At 67.2% G+C, this 20,454-nt stretch carries 18 protein-coding genes; 7 read left to right on the top strand and 11 right to left on the bottom strand.

Annotated features, from left to right (window positions below; genetic code table 11):
- Window positions 1-302: 302 nt before the first annotated feature.
- Together ACWV8V_RS10190 and ACWV8V_RS10185 are read left to right on the top strand one after the other, a co-directional pair.
- Entirely contained in the window at window positions 303-875 is a 573-nt protein-coding gene (locus ACWV8V_RS10190; RefSeq protein WP_121044142.1) for an OmpO family porin, read from the top strand.
- A gap of 132 nt (window positions 876-1,007) precedes the next feature.
- On the top strand, window positions 1,008-1,433 hold the full coding sequence (locus ACWV8V_RS10185; RefSeq protein ID WP_346469005.1) for an NUDIX domain-containing protein: 426 nt from the start codon (window positions 1,008-1,010) through the stop codon (window positions 1,431-1,433).
- 19 nt (window positions 1,434-1,452) lie between these two features.
- Here the strand turns inward: ACWV8V_RS10185 and ACWV8V_RS10180 are convergent, their stop codons facing one another.
- Genes ACWV8V_RS10180 through ACWV8V_RS10155 form a run of 6 tightly spaced genes read right to left on the bottom strand, consistent with a single transcriptional unit; the run spans window position 1,453 to window position 10,273 of the window.
- Window positions 1,453-2,556, bottom strand: coding sequence for a sugar kinase (locus ACWV8V_RS10180; RefSeq protein ID WP_455899658.1), 1,104 nt, complete (start codon window positions 2,554-2,556; stop codon window positions 1,453-1,455).
- Complete coding sequence (locus tag ACWV8V_RS10175) at window positions 2,553-3,734, bottom strand: GDSL-type esterase/lipase family protein (protein WP_455899657.1); 1,182 nt, start codon at window positions 3,732-3,734, stop codon at window positions 2,553-2,555. The genes ACWV8V_RS10180 and ACWV8V_RS10175 overlap by 4 nt, the downstream gene beginning before the upstream one ends.
- A gap of 30 nt (window positions 3,735-3,764) precedes the next feature.
- The gene (locus tag ACWV8V_RS10170; protein ID WP_455899656.1) at window positions 3,765-4,520 is read right to left on the bottom strand and encodes an SDR family NAD(P)-dependent oxidoreductase; all 756 of its coding nucleotides are present in this window, start codon (window positions 4,518-4,520) and stop codon (window positions 3,765-3,767) included.
- A gap of 43 nt (window positions 4,521-4,563) precedes the next feature.
- A complete protein-coding gene (locus tag ACWV8V_RS10165) occupies window positions 4,564-5,856 on the bottom strand; it encodes an MFS transporter (protein WP_455899655.1) in 1,293 nt (430 codons plus the stop codon).
- The gene (locus tag ACWV8V_RS10160) at window positions 5,853-8,093 is read right to left on the bottom strand and encodes an oligoalginate lyase (protein WP_455899654.1); all 2,241 of its coding nucleotides are present in this window, start codon (window positions 8,091-8,093) and stop codon (window positions 5,853-5,855) included. Before ACWV8V_RS10160 ends, ACWV8V_RS10165 begins: the two co-directional genes overlap by 4 nt.
- Entirely contained in the window at window positions 8,090-10,273 is a 2,184-nt protein-coding gene (locus ACWV8V_RS10155) for a polysaccharide lyase 6 family protein (protein WP_455899653.1), read from the bottom strand. The genes ACWV8V_RS10160 and ACWV8V_RS10155 overlap by 4 nt, the downstream gene beginning before the upstream one ends.
- A gap of 323 nt (window positions 10,274-10,596) precedes the next feature.
- Here ACWV8V_RS10155 and ACWV8V_RS10150 point away from each other — a divergent pair, with 323 nt between their 5' ends.
- Both ACWV8V_RS10150 and ACWV8V_RS10145 read left to right on the top strand, forming a co-directional pair.
- Window positions 10,597-13,488 (top strand): TonB-dependent receptor, encoded by a 2,892-nt coding sequence (locus ACWV8V_RS10150; RefSeq protein ID WP_455899652.1) that lies wholly within the window; start codon window positions 10,597-10,599, stop codon window positions 13,486-13,488.
- 90 nt (window positions 13,489-13,578) lie between these two features.
- Window positions 13,579-14,322 (top strand): FadR/GntR family transcriptional regulator, encoded by a 744-nt coding sequence (locus ACWV8V_RS10145; protein ID WP_088432357.1) that lies wholly within the window; start codon window positions 13,579-13,581, stop codon window positions 14,320-14,322.
- 21 nt (window positions 14,323-14,343) lie between these two features.
- Here ACWV8V_RS10145 and ACWV8V_RS10140 read toward each other — a convergent pair whose 3' ends face one another.
- Window positions 14,344-14,733, bottom strand: a complete 390-nt coding sequence (locus tag ACWV8V_RS10140) for a DUF6165 family protein (RefSeq protein ID WP_259260470.1) — start codon at window positions 14,731-14,733, stop codon at window positions 14,344-14,346.
- A 235-nt stretch (window positions 14,734-14,968) separates the two neighbouring features.
- Here ACWV8V_RS10140 and ACWV8V_RS10135 point away from each other — a divergent pair, with 235 nt between their 5' ends.
- Window positions 14,969-15,607 carry a TorF family putative porin gene (locus tag ACWV8V_RS10135; RefSeq protein ID WP_455900120.1) on the top strand — a complete coding sequence of 213 codons (639 nt, stop codon included), beginning with the start codon at window positions 14,969-14,971 and terminating at the stop codon, window positions 15,605-15,607.
- A 72-nt stretch (window positions 15,608-15,679) separates the two neighbouring features.
- Here the strand turns inward: ACWV8V_RS10135 and ACWV8V_RS10130 are convergent, their stop codons facing one another.
- Together ACWV8V_RS10130 and ACWV8V_RS10125 are read right to left on the bottom strand one after the other, a co-directional pair.
- Window positions 15,680-16,861: an MFS transporter gene (locus ACWV8V_RS10130; RefSeq protein WP_259260469.1), complete on the bottom strand. Its 1,182-nt coding sequence runs from the start codon at window positions 16,859-16,861 to the stop codon at window positions 15,680-15,682.
- Window positions 16,862-17,049: 188 nt separating this feature from the next.
- On the bottom strand, window positions 17,050-17,520 hold the full coding sequence (locus ACWV8V_RS10125) for a YehS family protein (protein ID WP_152152868.1): 471 nt from the start codon (window positions 17,518-17,520) through the stop codon (window positions 17,050-17,052).
- 157 nt (window positions 17,521-17,677) lie between these two features.
- On the opposite strand from ACWV8V_RS10125, the gene ACWV8V_RS10120 reads away from it, so the two are divergent.
- Both ACWV8V_RS10120 and ACWV8V_RS10115 read left to right on the top strand, forming a co-directional pair.
- Complete coding sequence (locus tag ACWV8V_RS10120) at window positions 17,678-18,163, top strand: hypothetical protein (protein WP_455899651.1); 486 nt, start codon at window positions 17,678-17,680, stop codon at window positions 18,161-18,163.
- A gap of 97 nt (window positions 18,164-18,260) precedes the next feature.
- Complete coding sequence (locus tag ACWV8V_RS10115) at window positions 18,261-19,010, top strand: SDR family NAD(P)-dependent oxidoreductase (protein ID WP_121044105.1); 750 nt, start codon at window positions 18,261-18,263, stop codon at window positions 19,008-19,010.
- Between the two features lie 81 nt (window positions 19,011-19,091).
- Here the strand turns inward: ACWV8V_RS10115 and ACWV8V_RS10110 are convergent, their stop codons facing one another.
- Entirely contained in the window at window positions 19,092-19,448 is a 357-nt protein-coding gene (locus ACWV8V_RS10110) for a VOC family protein (RefSeq protein ID WP_455899650.1), read from the bottom strand.
- Window positions 19,449-19,518: 70 nt separating this feature from the next.
- The gene (locus ACWV8V_RS10105; RefSeq protein WP_455899649.1) at window positions 19,519-20,301 is read right to left on the bottom strand and encodes a helix-turn-helix domain-containing protein; all 783 of its coding nucleotides are present in this window, start codon (window positions 20,299-20,301) and stop codon (window positions 19,519-19,521) included.
- Window positions 20,302-20,454 lie beyond the last annotated feature (153 nt).

Here is a 20,454-nt window from a genome sequence, read left to right as displayed (position 1 = left end):
CCCCGCAAGGGCACCGTCGTGACCAGAGTCCTTTCCGTGCGCGGTTCGCGCGCGCGGCCTTCGCCCGCCTTTTCAGTTGCCCCTGTGACGGCCCTCGCCGTATGGGCATTCACGCCTTCCTCGCCTGAAAAACGCCACGCGCGTATGCCAGAGCGCGTCTGAACGCCGCCCCAAAATTCACTTTTGTGCACGCGGTCAACTTCAGGGCGGGTTGTGTCGAATAACGGAGAATTTACATTCCCGATGCAGTCCGGCCTCCATGCCGGGTGCAAGTAGTCCAAGACATAAAAAGGTGTACCCCCATGAAGACCTCGTTGATTGCTCTGGCCCTGGCTGCCGCCCTCCCGTTCACCGCTTCGGCGGCTGAAGGCCTGTCCTACAACTACGCTGAAGCCGACTACGTCAAGACCGACGCAGATGGCGGCAAGGCCGATGGTTGGGGCGTGAAGGGTTCCTATGCCTTCCTGCCGAACTTCCACGCCTTCGGTGAGTACAACCAGCAGAAGACCGATATCGGCAACTTCAAGGTTGACCAGTGGCGCGTCGGTGTCGGCTACAACCAGGAAATCGGCAACAGCACCGACTTCGTGGGCCGCGTTGCCTACAACAAGTTCGACCCGAAGGAAGGCCTGGATTTCAACGGCTACAGCGCTGAAGCCGGTATCCGTACCGCGTTCGGCCAGCACGCCGAAGTCTATGCCATGGCCGGCTACGAGGATTACAGCAAGAAGCACGGCGTCAATCCGGATGGCCAGTTCTACGGCCGCCTGGGTGGCCAGGTGAAGTTGAACCAGAACTGGGGCATCAACGGCGACATCAAGATGGATCGCCACGGTGACAAGGAATGGTCGGTCGGCCCGCGCTTCAGCTGGTAATTCCAGCGTGACCGCATCGCCACGCGCCTGATCGGCGTGGCAGAAAAGGCCCGGCATTGCCGGGCCTTTTCCGTGGGCGCGATCCAGGCATGGGGCCCGAGGGATAATGAGTCACTTTCATGGAGATGCCCGATGTCCCCATCCACCGATCTGCAGCAGCCTCGCCTCGGCTGTGGTGCCGTCATCCAGCGTGCCGATGGCGCGATCCTGCTGGTCCAGCGTGGGCGCCCGCCCGAGCAGGGGCATTGGGGGTTGCCCGGTGGCAAGGTCGATTGGATGGAAACCGTCGAACACGCGGTGATCCGCGAGGTAGAGGAGGAGACCGCGCTTCAGGTGACCGTGGAGCGTCTGTTGTGCGTGGTCGATCATTTCGAGCCGGCGCTTGCCCAGCACTGGGTCGCCCCGGTGTATCTGGTGCGCGCGCAGGACACCACGATCGCCTCCGTGCAGGAGCCCGAGGCACTGCTCGGGCTGGGTTGGTTCACCGCGGATGCACTGCCCGCGCCGCTGACGCTCTCTACGCGCAAGGCCCTGGAACACCTCTCGATCGCCCACTGAGTCCCCGCGCGCAGGGCGCTCAGCGTCGTGCGGCGGCGCCATCTCCCCGCGCCACGGCCTCTACTTCGGCCAGGCTGGTGATGGCGTAGTCACCCGGCGTGGACATCGCCAGCGCGCCATGTGCCGCGCCCAGATCCACGGCCGCCTGCTCGCCCTTGCCGCTGAGCAGCGCATGCACCACGCCGGCCACGAAGGCATCGCCGCCGCCGACACGGTCGAGCAGATCCACTTCGCGTGCGTCGGAGACATACAGCTGCGACCGCGTGCGCAGCGCACCGGCCCAGCCGTGGCGGGCGGCGTTGGCGGCGTCGCGCAGCGTGAACGCCACCGCCTGCAACGCCGGGAACTGCGCCATCGCGCGCACGGCGGCCGCCTCCGCCGGACCGACATCCATCGGCGTTTGGCGGCAACCGAGATCGCTCAGGTCCATGCCCAGGCACGCCGCGAACGAATACTCATCGCCGATCAACAGGTCGCACTCGGCCGCGATGGCGCAGTTGGCGTGGCGCGCGGCATCCGGGTCGGGGTGGCTGTTCCAGAGGCTGGCGCGGTAGTTGAGATCGTAGGACACCGCCACGCCGTGCCGGCGCGCGGCCCGCACCGCGGTGATCGCGGTCTGCGCGCTGTGCTCGGACAGCGCGGCGAAGATCCCGCCGGTGTGCAGCCAGCGCACGCCATGCTGCCCGAACAGCGCCTCCCAGTCGAACGCCTCCGGCTGCAGCTGCGAGGCCGCCGAGTACGCGCGGTCGGAAATACCCAGCGGCGCACGCACCCCGAAGCCGCGCTCGGTGAAGTTCAGGCCCATCCGGGTGTTGCGGCCGATGCCATCGTAGTCGCGCCACACGATCTGGCTGGCATCCACCCCGCCGCCCTGGATCAGCTGCTGGGCAAGCAGCCCCAGCTCGTTGCGCGGCAGGGCAGTGAGCACCCCGGTGCGATGGGCGAAGGTGCTGCACAGGCCGCGGGCGACGTTGTATTCGCCACCGCCTTCCCACACGGTGAACTGGCGCGCGCTGCGGATCCGGCCTTCGCCGGGATCCAAGCGCAGCATCACCTCCCCCAGCGCCAGTGCGTCCCAGCGCTGGCCGTTCTCGGCCGCAACCTGGAAGGTCTGGGCACTCATCGCGCCGGGCACCCGAGCAGCGCCAGATCGATGCCCGCGGCCATGCGCCGGTAGCCCTCGTCGTTGGGATGCAGGTGGTCGCGGGTGATCGCCTCGGGCAGGTTCTCCGGGTGGGACGGATCGCGCAGGATCTGGTCGAAGTCGATCAGGCCATCGAAGCCGCTGCGGCCGCCGCGCATCCAGGTGTTGAGCGTGGTGCGGGTGGCGGCCGCGATGGGCTCGTAGCGGTCCGAACCACCGAAGGGCGTGATCGTGGCGGCAATCGGGCGGATGCCGTGGCTGTGCAGGCGTTCGGCGATCTGCCGGTAACCCAGCACCATGTCCTCGGCATTGCGGCCGGCGACGGGCGGGGCGCCGCCATCATGGCGGATGTCATTGATGCCTTCGAACAGGATCACGCGGTCCACGTTCGGCAGCGCGATCACATCGCGGTCCAGCCGCGCCAGCGCGCTGTGGCTGCGGCCGTGATCCATCACCTTGTTGCCGCTGATGCCGGCGTTGACCACCACCACCTGGTCCGGGCACGCCTGCTGCAGACGGGCGGACAGCAGCGCCGGCCAGTCGCCATTGCTGCCGCGGGTGGCAGTGGCGCCTTCGGTGATCGAGTCGCCCAGGGCGACCACCACCACCGGCTTGCTGGCGCGTTCGGCGAGCACGGCGGAGACCACGTTCTGGCGGTAGGCGAGCTTGACCGCGTCGCCGACGGTGGCTGCGCGGCCATCGGCGATGCGCAGCGCGGTGCGGCGCACGGCCGGGCGGGTGGCATCGGGGAAATACACGGTGAGCGAGACGTCGGCCAGCGCCGGCGCGGTGATCGCGACCGGATCGCTGAGCAGCGCGGCGCCGACCGGCACCACGATCTCGCCGCGACCATTGAAGGTGACCGGCTTGGCCGCGGTGGCGGTGCCGGTGAGGTGGGCCGAGGCCCCGCCGATATGCAGCGGGGCCTGGCCGAGTTCATTGCTGATGCGGAAGCGCAGGGCGCGGGCCGAACTGGCCAGGCGCATGTCCTGGCGCACGGTCTGGTTGGCGAACTGCACCGGGGCCTCGGGGGTGCCATCAAGACGATCCGGTGCCGGCGAGGCGGTCCAGGCCGGCACCCAGACCTGGGCCTGGGCGGGCAGCGCCGCGGCGCTGGTGGCAAGTGCAAGAGAGAATGCAGTGATCCAGCGCAGCATGGCGGCCCTCCCAGGCGGTCAGCGGGTCAATCAGGAGAAGTAGGTGCCGCCGTTGACGTCGACGTTGGCACCGGTGATGAAACCGGCTGCATCCGAGGCCAGGTACACCGCGGTATCGGCGGCTTCCTGCGGTCGGCCCTGGCGGCGCAGCGGGGTGTTGCCGGCCACCGCGGTGCGCACTTCCGGCTTGGTGAATTCGTCATGGAAGCGGGTGGCGATCATGCCGCAGCACAGCGCATTGACGCGGATGCCGCGCGGGCCCAGTTCCTTGGCCATGGCGCGGGTGAAGGTCATCACTGCGGCCTTGGCGGTGGCGTAGATCGCCGCGCCCGGGCCACCGCCATCGCGCCCGGCCTGCGAGGCGAAGTTCACGATCGCGCCGCCTTCGGGCATGTGCGGCACCACCGCATGCGTGGTCAGGTAGACCGAGCTCATGTTGAGGTCCATCACCTTGTGGAAGAACGCCTCATCGATCTCGGCCAGCGGACGGCGCTGGACCATGCCCCCGGCGACGTTCACCAGCACATCGATCTGCGGACCGAACGCGGCCTGGGCCGCAGCGACCATCGCCGCTACGGCCTTGGCATCGGTGACATCGGCGCGATGCACGATCGCGGTGCCGCCGGCGGCTTCGACCTGCTTGAGGGTCTCCTGCGCGCTGGCCTCGTCGTTGGCGTAGTTGATGCAGACCTTGGCACCGGCCGCGGCCAGCTTGAGCGATATCTCGCGGCCGATGTCACGGCCGCCACCGGTGACGATCGCCACCTTGTCCTTGAATTGGGTCATGAAACACTCCTGTGATGCGTTGGGGGAAAGGGAAGAAGAGGGCTCAGCGGCGCTCGACCGGGCCGTGGAGTTTTTCCACGCGACCGGTGACCAGCCACAGCGCCAGCAGGGAGGCCGGCACCAGGGCCGCCACCAGGATGAAAATGGGTGCGTAGGAGTCGTGGGTCATCGCCGGCACCAGCCAGGTGGTGATCAGCGTGCCGGCCACCGCGGCCATGCCGCCCAGGCCGGCGACCGAGCCGACCGATTTGCCGCTGAAGATGTCGCCGGGCAGGGTCTGGATGTTGCCGATGGCGATCTGGAAGCCGAACAGTACGAAGGCGATGGTCACCACGGCCCAGGCCGGATCGGTGGCCAGCACCGCGCCCAGCAATGCCGGGGCCATGATCGCGCCGCCCAGGGTGATCACCACCTTGCGCGCCTTGTCCACGCTCCAGCCGGCGCCGATCAGGCGGCCGGACAACCAGCCGCCGCCGAGGCTGCCGATCATCGCGCCGACATACGGCACCCAGGCGAAGATGCCGATCTGCTTGATGTCGAAGCCGAAGGTGTCGGCCAGGTAGAGCGGCAGCCAGGACACGAACAGCCACCAGATCGGGTCCAGGAAGAACCGCGAGATCAGGATGCCCCAGGTCTGCCGATGGCCCAGCAGCTGGCGCATGCTGGGCACGTACTCGGGGACGGGCACGGCTGGTTGTTCGGTGGGTGCATCCAGGATCAACGCGCGCTCGGCCGCGCTCACCCACGGGTGCTTGTCCGGGCCGGCGCGGTAGATGATCAGCCACGGCAGCAGCCAGATGAAGCCGATCGCACCGATCAGGATGAAGGTGCCGCGCCAGCCCAGCCACAGGAACAGCACGGCGATCAGCGGTGCCGACACGATCGCCCCGATCGAGGCACCCGCATTGAACACGCCCTGCGCCAGCGCACGCTCACGCGCCGGGAACCACTCGGCATTGGCCTTGACCGCACCCGGCCACGCGCCCGCTTCGCTGATGCCGAGCATGGCGCGCACGATGCTGAAGGACAGGATGGAGTGGGTAACCGAGTGCAGCGCGATCGAGATCGACCACACCGCGATCGACAGCGCAAAGCCCAGCCGCGTGCCGATGATGTCGAACAGACGGCCGAACACGAACTGGCCGGCGGCATAGAACAGCATGAAGACCGTGACCAGCAGCGCGTAGTCTTCCTTGGTCGCACCGACGTCCTTGGAGATCTGCGGCCACATCACGGCCAACGCGTTGCGGTCGATGTAGTTGATCACCGTGGCAATGGCGATCAGCGCCACGATCAGCCAACGGACATAGGTGCGGGCCTGCGTGGTGACCTTCATTTGCCGTCCTTGCCGGTGCGGGTGCCGGTATCGAAGCGCTTCCAGCCGCCGTCCCAGCGCCAGCTGTGTCCGCCGCCGCTCACTTCATGCGATCCGCCCTTGGCCGGATCATCGGCGATGCCCACGGCGAGCTGCTTGCCGCCGGCCAGGTCGAGCACCAGCACGTCTGCATCCTTGCCGCGGTAGTGGGTGAGGCGGTCGATGCGGCTGTTGGCGCCCCGCACGGTTTCGGCGGTGCCGTCGTACTGGCCATGGGGTTCGAGCACGCCGTAGAACGTGGTGGCGGCCTGGCCATCCACCCGCTGCAGCAGCATCGGCTCACGGCGCAGGTTGAACGAGGGATCATTCGCGCCGCTTTCGCCGATCAACGCACGCGAGGGCGCGGTGCTGGCGAAGCGGTAGGTATAGAAGCGACCGTCCAGCAGCCAGGTCAGGCTGCGTGCGTCGCTGGTCGGCTCGCTGGCCGCATCGATCCACACATGCTGGTAACCGTTGGCCTTGCCCAGCACCGGACGTGCGGCGACCGCGGACTGCATCTTGAAGCCCACGTCCATGATGTGCCCGTTGAAGTGGAGCGGCAGGTCATAGCGTGCGGCCTTGCTACCGGTGACACGCAGCAGATCCAGCACCACCGGCTCGCCCAGCGAGGGGTGCGAGAGCAGCGCCTGGGTACGGGTGAAGCTGACCCCGTCGTAGGCGCCTTCCATCCGTGCCGAGGCGATCTGGGTGTCGTCGCTGACCGCGAACAGCAGCGGTGTCGGCGCCAGTGGCTGGCCCTTCTTCCAGTCGCCGCCGAAGTGGCTCTGTTCGTTCACCACCAGCGTGTTGTGTGCGATGGTCTGCCGGGCCCAGCTGCTGTTCTCCGGCAGGTAGATGCCACCGGCCTTGGCCTCGATGTTGAGGAAGCGCGCCGCGCCGTAATCGGTCACCACGCGCTGGCCGTTGTCGTAGAACAACCAGTTGAGCTTGTCGAAGTGGCCGTGACCCATACCCTGCTTGGTGTTCTTCATCACCAGCGCCTGGCCGTTCTCGCCACCCATGCGCAGGATCGCCAGTGCGCCTTCGGTGCCGTCCGGGCCATCGCGCAGCAGGGTCGGTATGAAGGCAAACGGCTTGGCCTTGTTCTCCGCCAGCGCCTGGGCCACCTGCAGGCCTTCGGGCGAGAGCAGCACGCGCTTCTGTGTTCTGGCGACGGACAGCAGGCGTGCATCACCGGTCTGCGCGTAGGCGATATCGATGCCGGCCACCAGTTCCTCGGTGTCCAGGCCCTTGTCGAGAATGGCGTCGTTGATCGGGAAGAAGTAGCCGCCGTAGCTGCTCTGCACCAGCGCATCCACGGCCTTGAGCAGCACGCCATCGCGGCGCTTGAAGATGCCGCGTTGCGGTTCGTTGCGCTCGATGGCGTTGGCGAACAGGATGAACGGGGCCAGCGCATAGCGCTGGTAGTACGGGCCTTCTTCGTAATACCCGTCCGGCGAGAACAGCTGATCCACCTGTTTCAGGAAGCCGGCGCTGCCATCGCGTTTGCTGCCCTGCAGGGCCTTGTCGACGTAGCTGGTATCGCGGAGCACGTAGCCGGTCATGCCCACGGCAGCGACCGCCCAGGTGGCGTGGTTGTGGATCTTGTCGAAGTTCTCCGGCGTGCCGGACAGAAAGTCGGCCATCGCGCGGAACACGTTGTCGTCGATCGTCGTGCGATCCGCGTCACTGAGTGTGTCGCGGATCGCGTCGTAGCCCTGCGCCGCGCTGACCAGCCAGACCGAATCGTTGAGGGTCTGCCAGAACAGCCGGCCGGGAATCTGGCCGCGGCCCTGCGGGTGCGCGCCCAGCCCCGGGTAGAGCTTGGCGTAGCCCAGCAGCAGGTCGCGGGCGAAGGTGGCATAGGCCTTGTCGCCGGTCAGCCGATACAGCGCGCCGGCGGCCTGGATGGCCTGGTAATTGCGCTTGTGCTGTTCGTGCGTGTAACCGCCGCCCTTGTCCTTGGGCACCGGCACGTCGATACCGGCCTTCATCATCGCGCGCACGCGCTGTTCGGCACGCTGTTGTTCCTTGGCGAACAGCGGCGAGCGCGCACCCTCGGCACGCATCTGCGTCCACTGCGCGGCGGTGACCAGCACCGGTGCGGTGGCGGACGCCGCAGGCGCCTGCCGGGCGGCGGGTGCGGCCTGCGCAGCGGGCAACGCGGCCCCGCCAAGCATGGCGGCGAGCAGCAGCATCAGGGGCGGGGCGTGATTCATGGCAGGGCCTCAACAGGGGTATCGGACAGCAACGGCGCGGTGGCCGTCAGCGGGTTGTCGCCCATGCGCAGGGTCGGTTCCCCGACGCGATGGCTGAAACGGATGCGGCCGCTGCGGTCGAAGCGGTTGCCGCGGATGCTGGCGAACTGCACGCCATGCAGGCGCAGGCTGGTGTCATCGGCCACCCCTACCTGCTCGAACTGGTTGCCGTGCACCTGCAGCGCCGGACCGAAGGTGCTTTCGTCGGTGCCGCCGCGATACAGGTTCACCACCGGCCCGCCGATGCGGCGGAACGTGGAGTCCAGCAGATCCACCTGCTCGGCGTTGTAGATGCCCAGATCATCGGTCTCGGCGGCCGCAGCGATCACGCTGCCGGTGATGTCCTCCACCGTGACGTTGGCCAGTGCGATCCGCGCGGCCAGGCTGCCTTTGCCGGTGGCGATCACATCGAAGGCCGTGTTGGCGGTCAGCCCGTGTACGCGGCTGTCCTCGATGCGCAGCGTGTAGTTGAAGGCCTGGCTGCCCGGCGGCACGCGGATCACCGCGTTGCCCGCGGCATCCGGGGCGAGCGCGCCGTCGATGTCCAGCCGCGCCAGGCGGAGCGAACCGCGTGCGCCGATCTCGAACAGGCTCGGCCGCGAGAACTGCACGCTGGCCTGGCCATGTGCGGGGCCGACCACGCTGAGCGGATGGTCCACCGCCAGCACCTGGCTCACGGTGTAGCGGCCGCGCTGCAGCTGCAGGCGGTCGCCGGGGCCGCTGGCGGCCACGGCGGCGGTGAGGGTGTCCTCGCCGGGTGCGACCTTACGCACGGCGCCGCTGTCCAAGGCGGTGGCCGGCAGGGTCTTGGGGTACCAGTCCACGCCGACCTGGTCGCGGGCAATCGGGTTCAGATCGCGCGGGGCACCGGCATCGATGGCGGCGGTGGGGTAGAGCAGGCCGTTGGCCGCGCGCTGCAGGGTCAGGGTCTGGCCGCTGACACCGCCAGGAAAGCCGGAAGACGCGGCAGGGCTCTGCACATTGCCCGCGAACGTGATGCCGGAGAGATCGCCCTGCGTGCGCAGCAGCTCGCGGTGTCCATCGCCGATGAACAGGTTGCCGGCGATGCGGCTGTTCACCGGCATCGCATTGCGCTCTTCATCCAGCCCCGCGCCCAGCAACAGGGTGCCGACCTGGATGAAGCTGTTGCGTTCGATCACCGCGTGATCGATCTGCTCGTAGCGGTTCAACGGCGCGTCGTGGGTACCGGCCATCACACTCAACGCCGCGGCGAAGTTGTCGCCAGCGATGCCTTCGAAGTAATTGTCGCGCACCGTCTGGTTGCGGTTGATCACGCGTACACCGCCGGTATGCGCCTTGCCATGGCCGAGGAACACATTGCGTTCGACCCTGTTGCCGTGGCCGTGGCGCAGCACCAGTGAGCCGCGCGAGTCCTGGAAGACGTTGCCGCGGTAGGTGTTGCCACCGGACTTGTTGGAGACGATCTCCACCTCGCCATCGCACTGCTCGAACCAGTTGTTCTCCACCACGGTGCGCGAATCGGACTGCGAATCGTGGCTGGTGCCGATGCGCATCGTCTCGCCGCCGTTGGCGCCCAGGTTGGGGCGCGGGCCGAACCAGTTGTGGTCGATGCGGTGCTGGTTGTCCAGGCCGCTGGTGGCGTTGCGCACCACCACCAAGGTGGTGCCCGCATTGGTCTTGCCGACCAGCTGGTTGTGGTCGAAGCGGTTGTGCTGGCCGTACAGCGCCACCCAGTGATCGGACTGCTGGCGGTCCGGTTTGTTGTAGCGGTCGATCACGATCCCGGTCACCCGGCTGTGGTTGGCCCACTCACTGGCTGACCGCCGGAATGAAACCACTTCGCCCCCCGGTGCCCAACCATCGCGGAAGACGAGGTTGGACACCTCCAGGTGCTCACCGGCCAGACGCAGCTGGGACTGGCCGCTGAGAATCACCTTGCCGGGGGTCTGCGCTGTCAACTTAATTGGTTGACCAATTTTGCCGGTGGCCCGGAAAAGCAGGTCCACGTCGCGCCAGACGCCGTCCGCCAGGATCACCGTATCGCCGGGGGCGAGGGCGCGTACGGCGGTGGCATAGGCAGCAGCGTCGCGCACCAGATAATCGGCCGCTACGGCAGGGAATGCCGCCAGGGACAGGCTCAACAGCAGGGCTTTGGTCATGGGACGCAGCGCCAACGGCGCATGCGAGTGTTGCAAAGTCACGGGCTTACCCTCCCAGATGAACCGTGGCGACTGACGCGAGCCACGATCCTAACAGGTTGCCCGGCGCGCACGTCAACCACAATCGCATACCACTTTAGGTGCATGTGGTATGTGGTTTGCGCATTTCTCTGCTGCGTCCGCACATTAATTCCATGCAAAGTGGTCTGGACGGTAGTGCGGGGTAGACTTTAGTACCAATTCATTGACATTGGTTCATCAGTCGTGAATCTTCCGGATCGAATCCGTGTAATCGGACGATCCATCCTGGGAGGGAGATCACGATGTTGCATGACCGCCGTACGGCCTCACCACGAGGCCTCCGCCGCACCGCGCTGCACAGCGCGCTGTTCTATGCCCTGTGCGCCACCGCGGCACTGCCGTTGGCCCACGCACACGATGCCGACGCACCGGCCTCGCCGCCGGGGCAAGCCACCACGCTGGATCAGGTCCAGGTGACCGGCATCCGCGGCACCATCCAGACCTCGATCGACAAGAAGCGCGAGGAGACTGTGGTCTCCGATGTGCTGGCCGCCGACGACATCGGTGATCTGCCGGCGCTGTCGATCGGTGAAGCGATCGAAACCATCACCGGTGCTTCCACCCATCGCGAGAAGGGCGGTGCGTCGGAGATCTCGATCCGTGGCCTGGGCCCGTTCCTCGGCTCGTCCACCTTCAATGGCCGCGAGGCCACCAATGGCAGTGGCGACCGCTCGGTGAACTTCAACCAGTTCCCGTCCGAGCTGATCAACACCGTGGCGATCTACAAGACCCAGCGCGCCGACTTCGTCGAAGGTGGCGTGGCCGGCACGATCAACATGGAGACGGTCAAACCACTGGAGTACGGCAAACGCACGTTCCAGCTCGATGGCCGGGGCACCTGGCAGGACTACGATGACCGCCTCAAGGACAAGGACGGCGTCGGCTGGCGCGGTACCGCCAGCTACATCGACCAGTTCGACATGGGCAACGCCGGCAAGCTCGGTGTCTCCATCGGTGTGCAGGCGCTGGAAGGCAGCAACCCGGAAGAGATGTTCTCCAGCAGCTCCACCTGGGTGGCCTGCGATGGCCGTGAAGTGGTCGGCGCGACCCGCAACTGCACCCAGGTCAACGGCAACCAGGTCGCCAACGGCGTGCCGTACTACCTGGTGCCCAGCAGCCGCATCTACCGCCAGTTCATCGAGCACGACAAGCGCGATTCGCAGTTCGCCGCGCTGCAGTGGCGGCCCAGCGATACGGTGGAAGTGAACCTGGATTACCAGCACTCCAAGCGCGATTACACCGAAGACCGCTCGGATCTGTCGCTGTCCTCGATGATGCGCAACCTCAACAACCGCGTGGTCACCGACGATGGCGCGCTGCTGCACCACACCGGCAGCACCACGGTCGATTCCACCGGCAATTTCCTGGAGCGCCAGGAGGAATACACCGGCGGCGGGCTCAACGTGATCTTCCGGCCGAGCCCGGCGTGGACGTTGTCCACCGATCTGTCCTATTCCAACACCGAGCGCGATCAGATCGAACGCAGCACCCGCCTGCGTGCCGGTCGCACCGACGTCAACGGCAGGCCGGTCGGCGGCATCAAGAACACCCGCTACGTCGATTACACCTATGACTACAGCGGCGATGTGCCGAGCATCACCCTGGATCCGGCGTTCGATGTGAACAATCCGGACAACTTCACCGATTCGGCGCTGGTGCGTCGTCGCCAGCAGCATCGCGAGCACACCATCCGTGCCGGCCGCTTCGATGCCACGTTCACCCCCGAAAGCGGCTTCTTCACCGCGATCAAGGGCGGCCTGCGCCGCTCCGAGGCGACCTACACCGATTACACCGACACTGTGGATGTGACCACCACCAATGTCGCTGCGATCCGCGCTGCCAACCTGGCCTGCCGCCAAGCCTTCCCGCAGGACGATTTCCTGGCCAATGCCAGCGGCAACACCATCGACCAGTGGGCCAGCTTCGACAGCCGTTGCCTGTTCAAGGCCTTCACCGGCGTGGACGACACCGGCCTGAGCGCGGACCTGCGCAACCCGGCCAATAACGATGTCACCGAGAAAACCAGCGCGCTGTACCTGATGGGCGATTACAGCGCCGAATGGTTTGGCCTGCCGGTGACCGGCAACATCGGCGTGCGCGGCGTGCGGACCGAAGTGCGCTCGGTCGGCCTGCGCAGCGGCCTGGATGTGATCAACAATCCCGACGGCACCGTGACCCTGGAGCCGACCGGCGATTTCACCTCGCAGGTACTCAAATCCAGCAATACCGAATGGCTGCCCAGCTTCAACGCCGCCTTCGAACTGCGCCCGGACCTGCTGCTGCGCGTCGGTGCGTATCGGGCGATGTCGCGCCCGGACCTGGCCGCTGAAGGCTACGGCCGCACCTTCAACCTGGGCGAGGTGGATACCGAGTTCAACAGTGTGGGCGATGCGCTGCGCAGCATCACCGCCACCGGCAACCCGCGCGCCAAGCCGTTGATGTCGTGGAATGGCGATCTCTCGCTGGAGTGGTACGCCAACGAAGACACCATGCTGTCCGGTGCGCTGTACTACAAGCAATTCAACGGCGGCTCGATGCCGGTGATCGTCAACGAGACCTTCGATATCGACGGTCAGAGCGTGACCGTGCCGGTGGAGCAGCTGGCCACCAGCGACCAGAAGAGCGATCTGTTCGGCGTGGAGTTCACCGCCTCGCACAGCTTCTCCTACCTGCCGGGCATCTTCTCCGGGCTGGGCGTGAAGGCCAGCTACAACTACGCCGATTCCAACTTCAAGACCGAAGACCTGCGCCTGGGCGAGTCCACCGACCCCTCGACCGGCGTGGTGACCCCGGGCATCGTCGAGCCGGCCAATATCTTCGGTCTGTCCAAGCATGTGGCCTCGGCGCAGGTGTACTGGGGACTGGGCAAGCTCGATCTGCAGGCGATCTACAAGTACCGCTCCGACTATTACCAGCAGTTTGTCGGCGACCCGTCGCAGAACCGCTATGTGCGTGACAATGGCTCGCTGGACTTCCGCGCTACCTACAAAGTGAACAAGCACTTGTCGTTGTCGCTGTCGGCCAGCAACCTCACCGATGAGCCGCGGGTGTCGGATATGCCCATCCTCGGCAGCTTCCGCGAGTACACCACGTACGGGCGGCGGTATTATCTGGGGGTGCGCTACCGCTTCTGAGGTCAGTGGCGCGGTTTTTCCGACCGCGCCGCTCTCTGAAGGCGCGGTCGCGTGTCGGTCCCCAGCCACCTGTCAGCCAGGCCTTTGATGATGTCCGAACCCCGTCTGTACCAGTCCATTGCTGCCGAAATCGTCGCGCTGATCGAGAAGGGCGAATTCCCGCCGGGCTCGCGCCTGCCGGGCGAGCGCGACCTGGCCGAACGCCTGGGCGTGAGCCGGGTGACGGTGCGCGAGGCGGAAATCGCGCTGGAAGCGCAGGGCCTGATCACCATCAAGACCGGCTCCGGCGTGTACGTGAAGGCCAAGCCGTCGCAGGCGCCGGGCGCACTGCCCGACGTCTCGGCGTTCGACCTGACCGCGGCACGTGCGGTGATCGAGGCCGAGGCGGCCGCGATGGCGGCCAGCCGCATCACCGATGCCGAACTGGAGGACCTGGCCGGCCTGATCGCGGCCATGGTCGACCCGAATTCGGGCGAGGCGGCGGCCAGCGAGGCGGATCGGCAGTTCCACCTGTCGATCGCGCGGATCGCCGGCAACCCGGTGGTGGAGCACTGTGTGCAGCTGATCTGGCGGATGCGCAACGAGCTGCCGCGGGTCAAGCAGGTCTACGCCAACGTCTGCCACAACGACGATGACACCCGCGACGAGGAACACACCCGGATTCTGGATGCATTGCGCCAGCGCGACCCGGCAGCGGCGCGGTCGGCCATGCGCAACCACTTCCAGCGGCTGTTCGAATCGATGCTGGAAGCCACCGAGAATGAAGCGCTGGCTGAGATCCGCCGGCGCACCCAGCAGGACCGCGAACGCTTCATGGCCGCGACCGGGCACTGAGCCCGGCGCGTACCGGCGGGCTTACTCGCCCTGGTACTGCTTTTCTTCGACCAGCTGCGAGCCGGCGATGCGGTTGATCTCGTTCTTCACTTTGACCCGCTCGCCATTGGTGCCATAGACACCGCGCGCCAGCTGGATGAAGGCATCGTCGAACACCTGCGCCGCTTCCTTGTCGCGCAGCTGATCCTGGATCTCCCACATGCGCTCGTTGATCGCCTTGAGCTGCGTCTTCAACGCCTCCAGCCCCGGCTGAGCGCTTACCTGCTGCTGCCACAGCGGCCACAGGCCCTCGAGTTCCTTGCGGACGTTGGCGTTCTTGCCGGCATCGGCGATGCGTTCGGCCTTGATTTCCAGGATGGTGATCTTGTCGATCAGCTCGCCAATCGATACCGGGGTCAGGATCGCGTCCACGCCATTACTCGCAACAGGTCAGAGTGGCCATGATACCGCGCACCTCCGGGCGCCACCCTGACGCAGGATTTACACAAACGTTGCGCCGATCGCGCGGGTACGCCATGGCGGCGTTACGGCCCACCTGGGGAGACTGTCGCTCTCGACGGCGCGGCCGTCATCTGGAGTGGGACACGTGGTGGATCAACAGTGGAAACAGCGCCTGCGCTGCGGCGCGGTGCTGGTGGGGCTGGTCATGAGCGGGGCGGCCGCGGCCGCGGTGGAAGGCAATGCAGCGCTGACCTCGGATTACATCTGGCGCGGCAGCTCCCAGAGCGACGGCGATCCGGCCGCGCAGGCCGGCGTGAAGCTCAGTACGGCCACCGGCTGGTATGCCTCGGCGTGGGGCTCGGGCGTCTCGTTCAAGCCGGACAACGGCGCGCGCAGCGAATTCGACCTCATCGCCGGCTGGAGCGGGGCGGTGACGCCGGACTGGAGCGTGGACGTCAACCTGACCCGCTACCTCTATCCCTCGACCACCGTCGATCTGGACTGGACCGAGCTCAACGGCACGGTGACCTGGCGGCAACGCGCCTGGCTGCAGGTCGGCGTGTCCGACAACGCGCTGGCCGGCGGCCACGGCGGCACCTATGCGCAGCTCGGCGCGCGTCTGCCGCTGGGCGAGCAGTGGCGTGTCGAGGGCGCGGTGGGCCATTACTGGCTGGACAGCGCGCAGGCCGATGATTACCTGCATGGTCAGCTCGGCGTGGTGTGGCGTGTGCACGGGCCGTGGGAGCTGCGGGTGACCGGGCACGACACCGACGGCGCCGCGAAACGCCTGTTCCCGGGCAATGCGGGATCGCGCGTCGAGGTCGCGCTGCAGACCGCCTTCTGAGGCGCGTTCGGGTAGATCCACGCATGGCGTGGATCTACCGTTGCCTTGCCCACGTCCCGCAGTGGCGTGGTTTCACAGCGTCCGCTTTGCCTGCGACACGGCCCAGATGCCCATCGCCACCAGCGCAACGCCCGCACCGGTGACGCACACACCGGTCCAGCCAAAGCGATCAAAGACCTGCGCCGAGACCAGTGAGCCCAGCGAGCCACCGATGAAATAGCCGGTCATGTAGCCGGCATTGAGCCGGTTGCGTGCTTCCGGGCGCAGGGCATACACCACGTTCTGGTTGCTCACATGCAACAGCTGCGCAGCCAGATCGAGCACGATCACGCCCAGCACCAGTGCGATCAGCGAGTGCGTGGAGAAGCCCAGCGGCAGCCATGACGCGGCCAGCAGCACCAGCGCCACGGTCGTCGCCAACGCAGCCTTGCCACGGTCGGCCATGCGCCCGGCCACACCGGCGGCCAGCGTGCCGGCCGCACCCACCAGCCCGAACAGCCCGATCGTCGCATCGCTGTAGCCATACGGTTCGGCCGCGAGCAGGAACGCCAATGGCGTCCAGAAGATCGCGAACATCGCAAAGCTCAACGCGCCCAGTACCGTGCGCAGGCGGAACACCGGCTCCTGCGCGAACAGCGTGCCGATCGAGCGCAGCAGCTGCAGATAGCCCAGTCCGGCGGTCTGATGGAAGCGCGGCAGATGCCGATACAACATGCCCGTGGTCAGCACCAGCGCGGCCGCGGCGATCCAGTACACGGTGCGCCAATCGCCCAGCGAGGACAGCGCCCCGGCTACGGTGCGCGCCAGCAGGATGCCGAGCAGCAGGCCGCTCATCACCGTGCCGACCACCTGGCCACGCTCTTCCGGCCGGGCCAGCGTCGCCGCGAACGGCACCAGCACCTGTGCCACCACCGAGAACAGCCCGGTCAGCGCGGTGCCCACCAGCAGCCAGACGAACTGATGGCTGAGCGCGCTCAGCACCAGCCCCGCCGCCGACAGCAGCGACATCACCACGATCAGCCGGCGCCGTTCGAACAGATCGCCCAGCGGCACCAGCAGGATCAGGCCCGCCGCATAGCTCAGCTGGGCCACGGTCACCACCGTCCCGGCACGCGCGAAGGACACCCCGAACTGCCCGGCGATGGTGTGCAGCAGCGGCTGCGCGTAATAGTTGCTGGCCACGGCCACACCGGTGGCGAAGGCCATCAGCAGCACCTGCCAGCGACTGAGTGGCGAGGGCACGTCGTGGGTCATGACGGGCTCCAGGAAAGAAGGGGCGCCAGTGTCCGCCCGATCGGCCGTGCAGGGAAATGAAACGTCTTCATCCAACGCATCTGATTTTCAGATGGCTCACCTGCCTCAAGCAGCGAGGCTCGCAGCACTGCATCACTGCATCACTGCAGCACGTGGCCCCGCACCGGAGCCACGCACCCAGGCCTCACTCAGGCGGCGCGCACGCGCAGGGTCAGGCCCTTGAGGAAGTTGCGCAGCATCTGATCACCGCAGGCGCGGTAGTTCTTGTGGTCCGGCTGACGGAACAGTGCGGACAGTTCCGGCTTGGAGACCGAGAAACCCGCGGCATCGAACACGTCGTGCATGTCCACGTCCTTCAGCTGGAAGGCGACGCGCAGCTTCTTCAGCACCAGGTTGTTGGTGATGCGCTTTTCCACCGGGCGCACCGGCTGGCTCTCGTCGCGGCCACGGAAATGCACGATCAGGCCATCCAGGAAATGCGCCAGGGTGCGGTCGTCGCAGGGCACGAAACCCTCTTCGTCTTCCTTGCGCAGCCAGCCGGCCACATCGGCCTTGTCGACCACGAAGGCCGGATCGGCCAGGGCACAGGTGTCGGCGATCATGCCGTCGCTGAGGTCGAGCATGTAGCGGATGCTGCGCAGTACATCGTTGTTGATCATGGGACGTCCAATACCGCCGGCGCGGCTGCGCGGCTGGCGGCCATTTTACCCCGTGCCGGGCGCGCCGCCGGCTGCGACCGGTGGTCGCTGTCATCTGGCTGCCATGAAAGTGAAGCACAGTGCCGCGATCAGGCATCGACAGGCAGTGGAGCAGGCAATGCGCAGGTGGCAGGTACTCGGGTGTGTGGGCATGTTGCTGGCGGGCCAGGCAGGGGCGCAGGTTCCGTATGTGGCGCTGGAGCAGCGGCTGAATCCCCAGGCGCTGGCCGAGGTCGGGCTGACCCCGGCCCAGCTGCAGACGCTGAACCGCCTGCTGCGCCAGGCCGAGGCCGATGACCCCACCCTGGTGGCCGTCTCGGCGGCACCTGCCGCAGGCCCGGGTGTGCCGACGCCGGCACCCATGTTCCCCGGGCTGGACGACGGCCCCATCACCGCCAAGGTCACCGGCCAGGTGGACGGCTGGGCCCCCGGCACCGTGTTCACCCTCGACAACGGCCAGCAGTGGCAGGTGCTCAAGGGCGAGATGACGCTCAAGACCGCCCGCAGCAACCCCGGGATTGTCGTGGTGCCGGGCATTGCCGGCCGCTGGTTCCTGCAGGTGGATGAAGACCTGCCCAAGGCACGGGTGTTCCGCATCCGCTGACAAGACGGCTCGTAGCACCGGGCAGCGGAGCAGCGCACGGCTCTGCACCGGGCGGGCATCGGTGCGAAAATGGTGGAGATCTCCACGGAGTACCTCGATGACCCGTACCGCTCTGATTACCGGCGCCACCTCCGGCTTTGGCGCCGCCGCTGTCCACCGTTTCGCCCAGGCCGGCTGGCGCGTGATCGCCACCGGGCGCCGTGCCGAGCGCCTGCAGCCGCTGGTCGATGCCTACGGTCCCGAGCGCGTGCACGCGGCGGTGTTCGACGTGCGCGACAGCGCGGCAATGGAAGCGGCACTGGCCGCCCTGCCGGCCGGCTTCGCCGACATCGACCTGCTGGTCAACAACGCCGGCCTGGCCCAAGGCACCGCCCCGGCCCAGAGCGCCTCGCTGGAGGACTGGCGCACCATGATCGACACCAACGTCACCGCCCTGGTGACGCTGACCCACCGCCTGTTGCCGCAGCTGGTCGCGCGCAAGGGCGCGATCATCAACATCAGCTCGGTGGCCGGCGTGTACCCGTACCCGGGCGGCAACGCCTACGGCGGCACCAAGGCCTTCGTCAGCCAGTTCTCGCTCGGCCTGCGCTCGGACCTGCACGGCAGCGGCGTGCGGGTGACCACGATCGAGCCGGGCATGGCCGAAACCGAGTTCACCGTGGTCCGCACCCATGGCGACCAGGCCGCCTCGGACAAGCTCTACACCGGTGCCAACCCGATGACCGCCGATGACATCGCCGAGCAGATTTTCTGGGTCGCCTCGCTGCCGGCGCACCTGAACATCAATCGCCTCGAAGTGATGCCGGTCAGCCAGTCGTTCGCCGGGTTCCAGGTCGCGCGCGACTGATCCAACCGGACCGCCACCCGGTAGCGCCGACCGTTGGTCGGCTGCACGCCCATCCGGCCCTGAAATGCAGGATGGGCACGTCTAAACCGCCGTCCACACCGCCAACTCATACCCATCCGGATCGCGGAAATGAAACCGACGCCCGCCCGGGAAATCGAACGCGGCCCGGCAGATTGCCGCGCCGGCCGCCTGCAGCCGTTGCTGCGTGGCGACCAGGTCATCGGCATACAGGATCACCAGGGGCCCACCCGGTTGCACCGCTTCGCCGGTGGTGAAGCCACCGGTCAGGCGTCCATCGCTGAACTCGGTGTAGGCCGGCCCGTAATCGGTGAATGTCCAGCCGAAGACCTCACCGTAGAACGCCTTGCTGCGCGCGATGTCGGTGACATTGAATTCGATGTTGTCGATGCGGCGATCGTTGCCGTGTGCGGTGCTCATGGACGCTTCTCGTTGAAAGGAGCCCCAGCATCGCCACCGCAGCCGCGCCGGTCTTGAACAAAACGGCCAGTCAGCTACGCCACTGCGCGCACAACGCCGCCGCCCCGATCCCCGCCAACGCCCGCACCTCGCGGCTCAGGTGCGACTGGTCGGCGTAGCCCACATCCGCCGCCAACCCCGCCAGCCCCTCCCCCGGCCTCGCCCGGGCCAGCGCCAGGAACCGCTGCAGCCGCAGAATCCGCTCCAGCATCTTCGGCCCATAACCGAACTGCTCATGGCACAACCGGCGCAGGCTGCGCGTGCTTATCTGCAGCCCCGAACCGATCGCGGCCAGATCATGGCCACCGGCCCGCACCTGCCCGAACACCCGCGCCGCCACCGCGTGGCGGCTACCGGTAGAGCGGGGCAGCCCAGCCAGCGCCTGCGCGAACAACCGCTGCCGCGCATCGCCATCGCCCACGTCATTCAACCGCGCCGCCAGCTGCCGCGCCTGGGGTCCCAGCACCGCATCCAGCTCCACGGCGGTGCCCACCAGTTCGTCCAGCGGCACCCCCAGCCACGCCCGCGCCGCGCCGGGCTGGAAGCGCGCGCCCAACACCTGCGCGCCGGGCAGCAACTGCGGGTGGGCGGCCACCACATCCGGGCCCACCGCATACAGCCGCCCATCGCGCCACAGGATGTCCACGCAGCCATCGGGCAGCACCGCAACCTCGCCGCTATGGCCCACCGGCAGATCGCTGCGCCACAGCTGCCCGAAACAGCTCTGCAGCGGAGCAGGTGCCGCCCATTCGCGGTAGCGACCGGTCGCACCGGCAATGCCGGGAAGGTCATCAGAATCGGGACGGGAAGACATGCGTGGACGATAGCGCACTGCCAGGTGGTCGCCAGCGAGGGGTGCTGCCTGAAACAAGAATGCCGACCCAGGGGCCGGCGTCCAAGTTGCATCTGGAGCAACAGCCCCCTTGGAGTACAAGGGGGCGCGCCGGCAGGCGCGGGGATGTGGAGG

It is taken from the genome of Stenotrophomonas sp. Ker107b, assembly GCF_053847245.1.
Note: the sequence above shows the minus strand (reverse complement) of the source record. Positions and strands in the feature narration are given on the sequence as shown.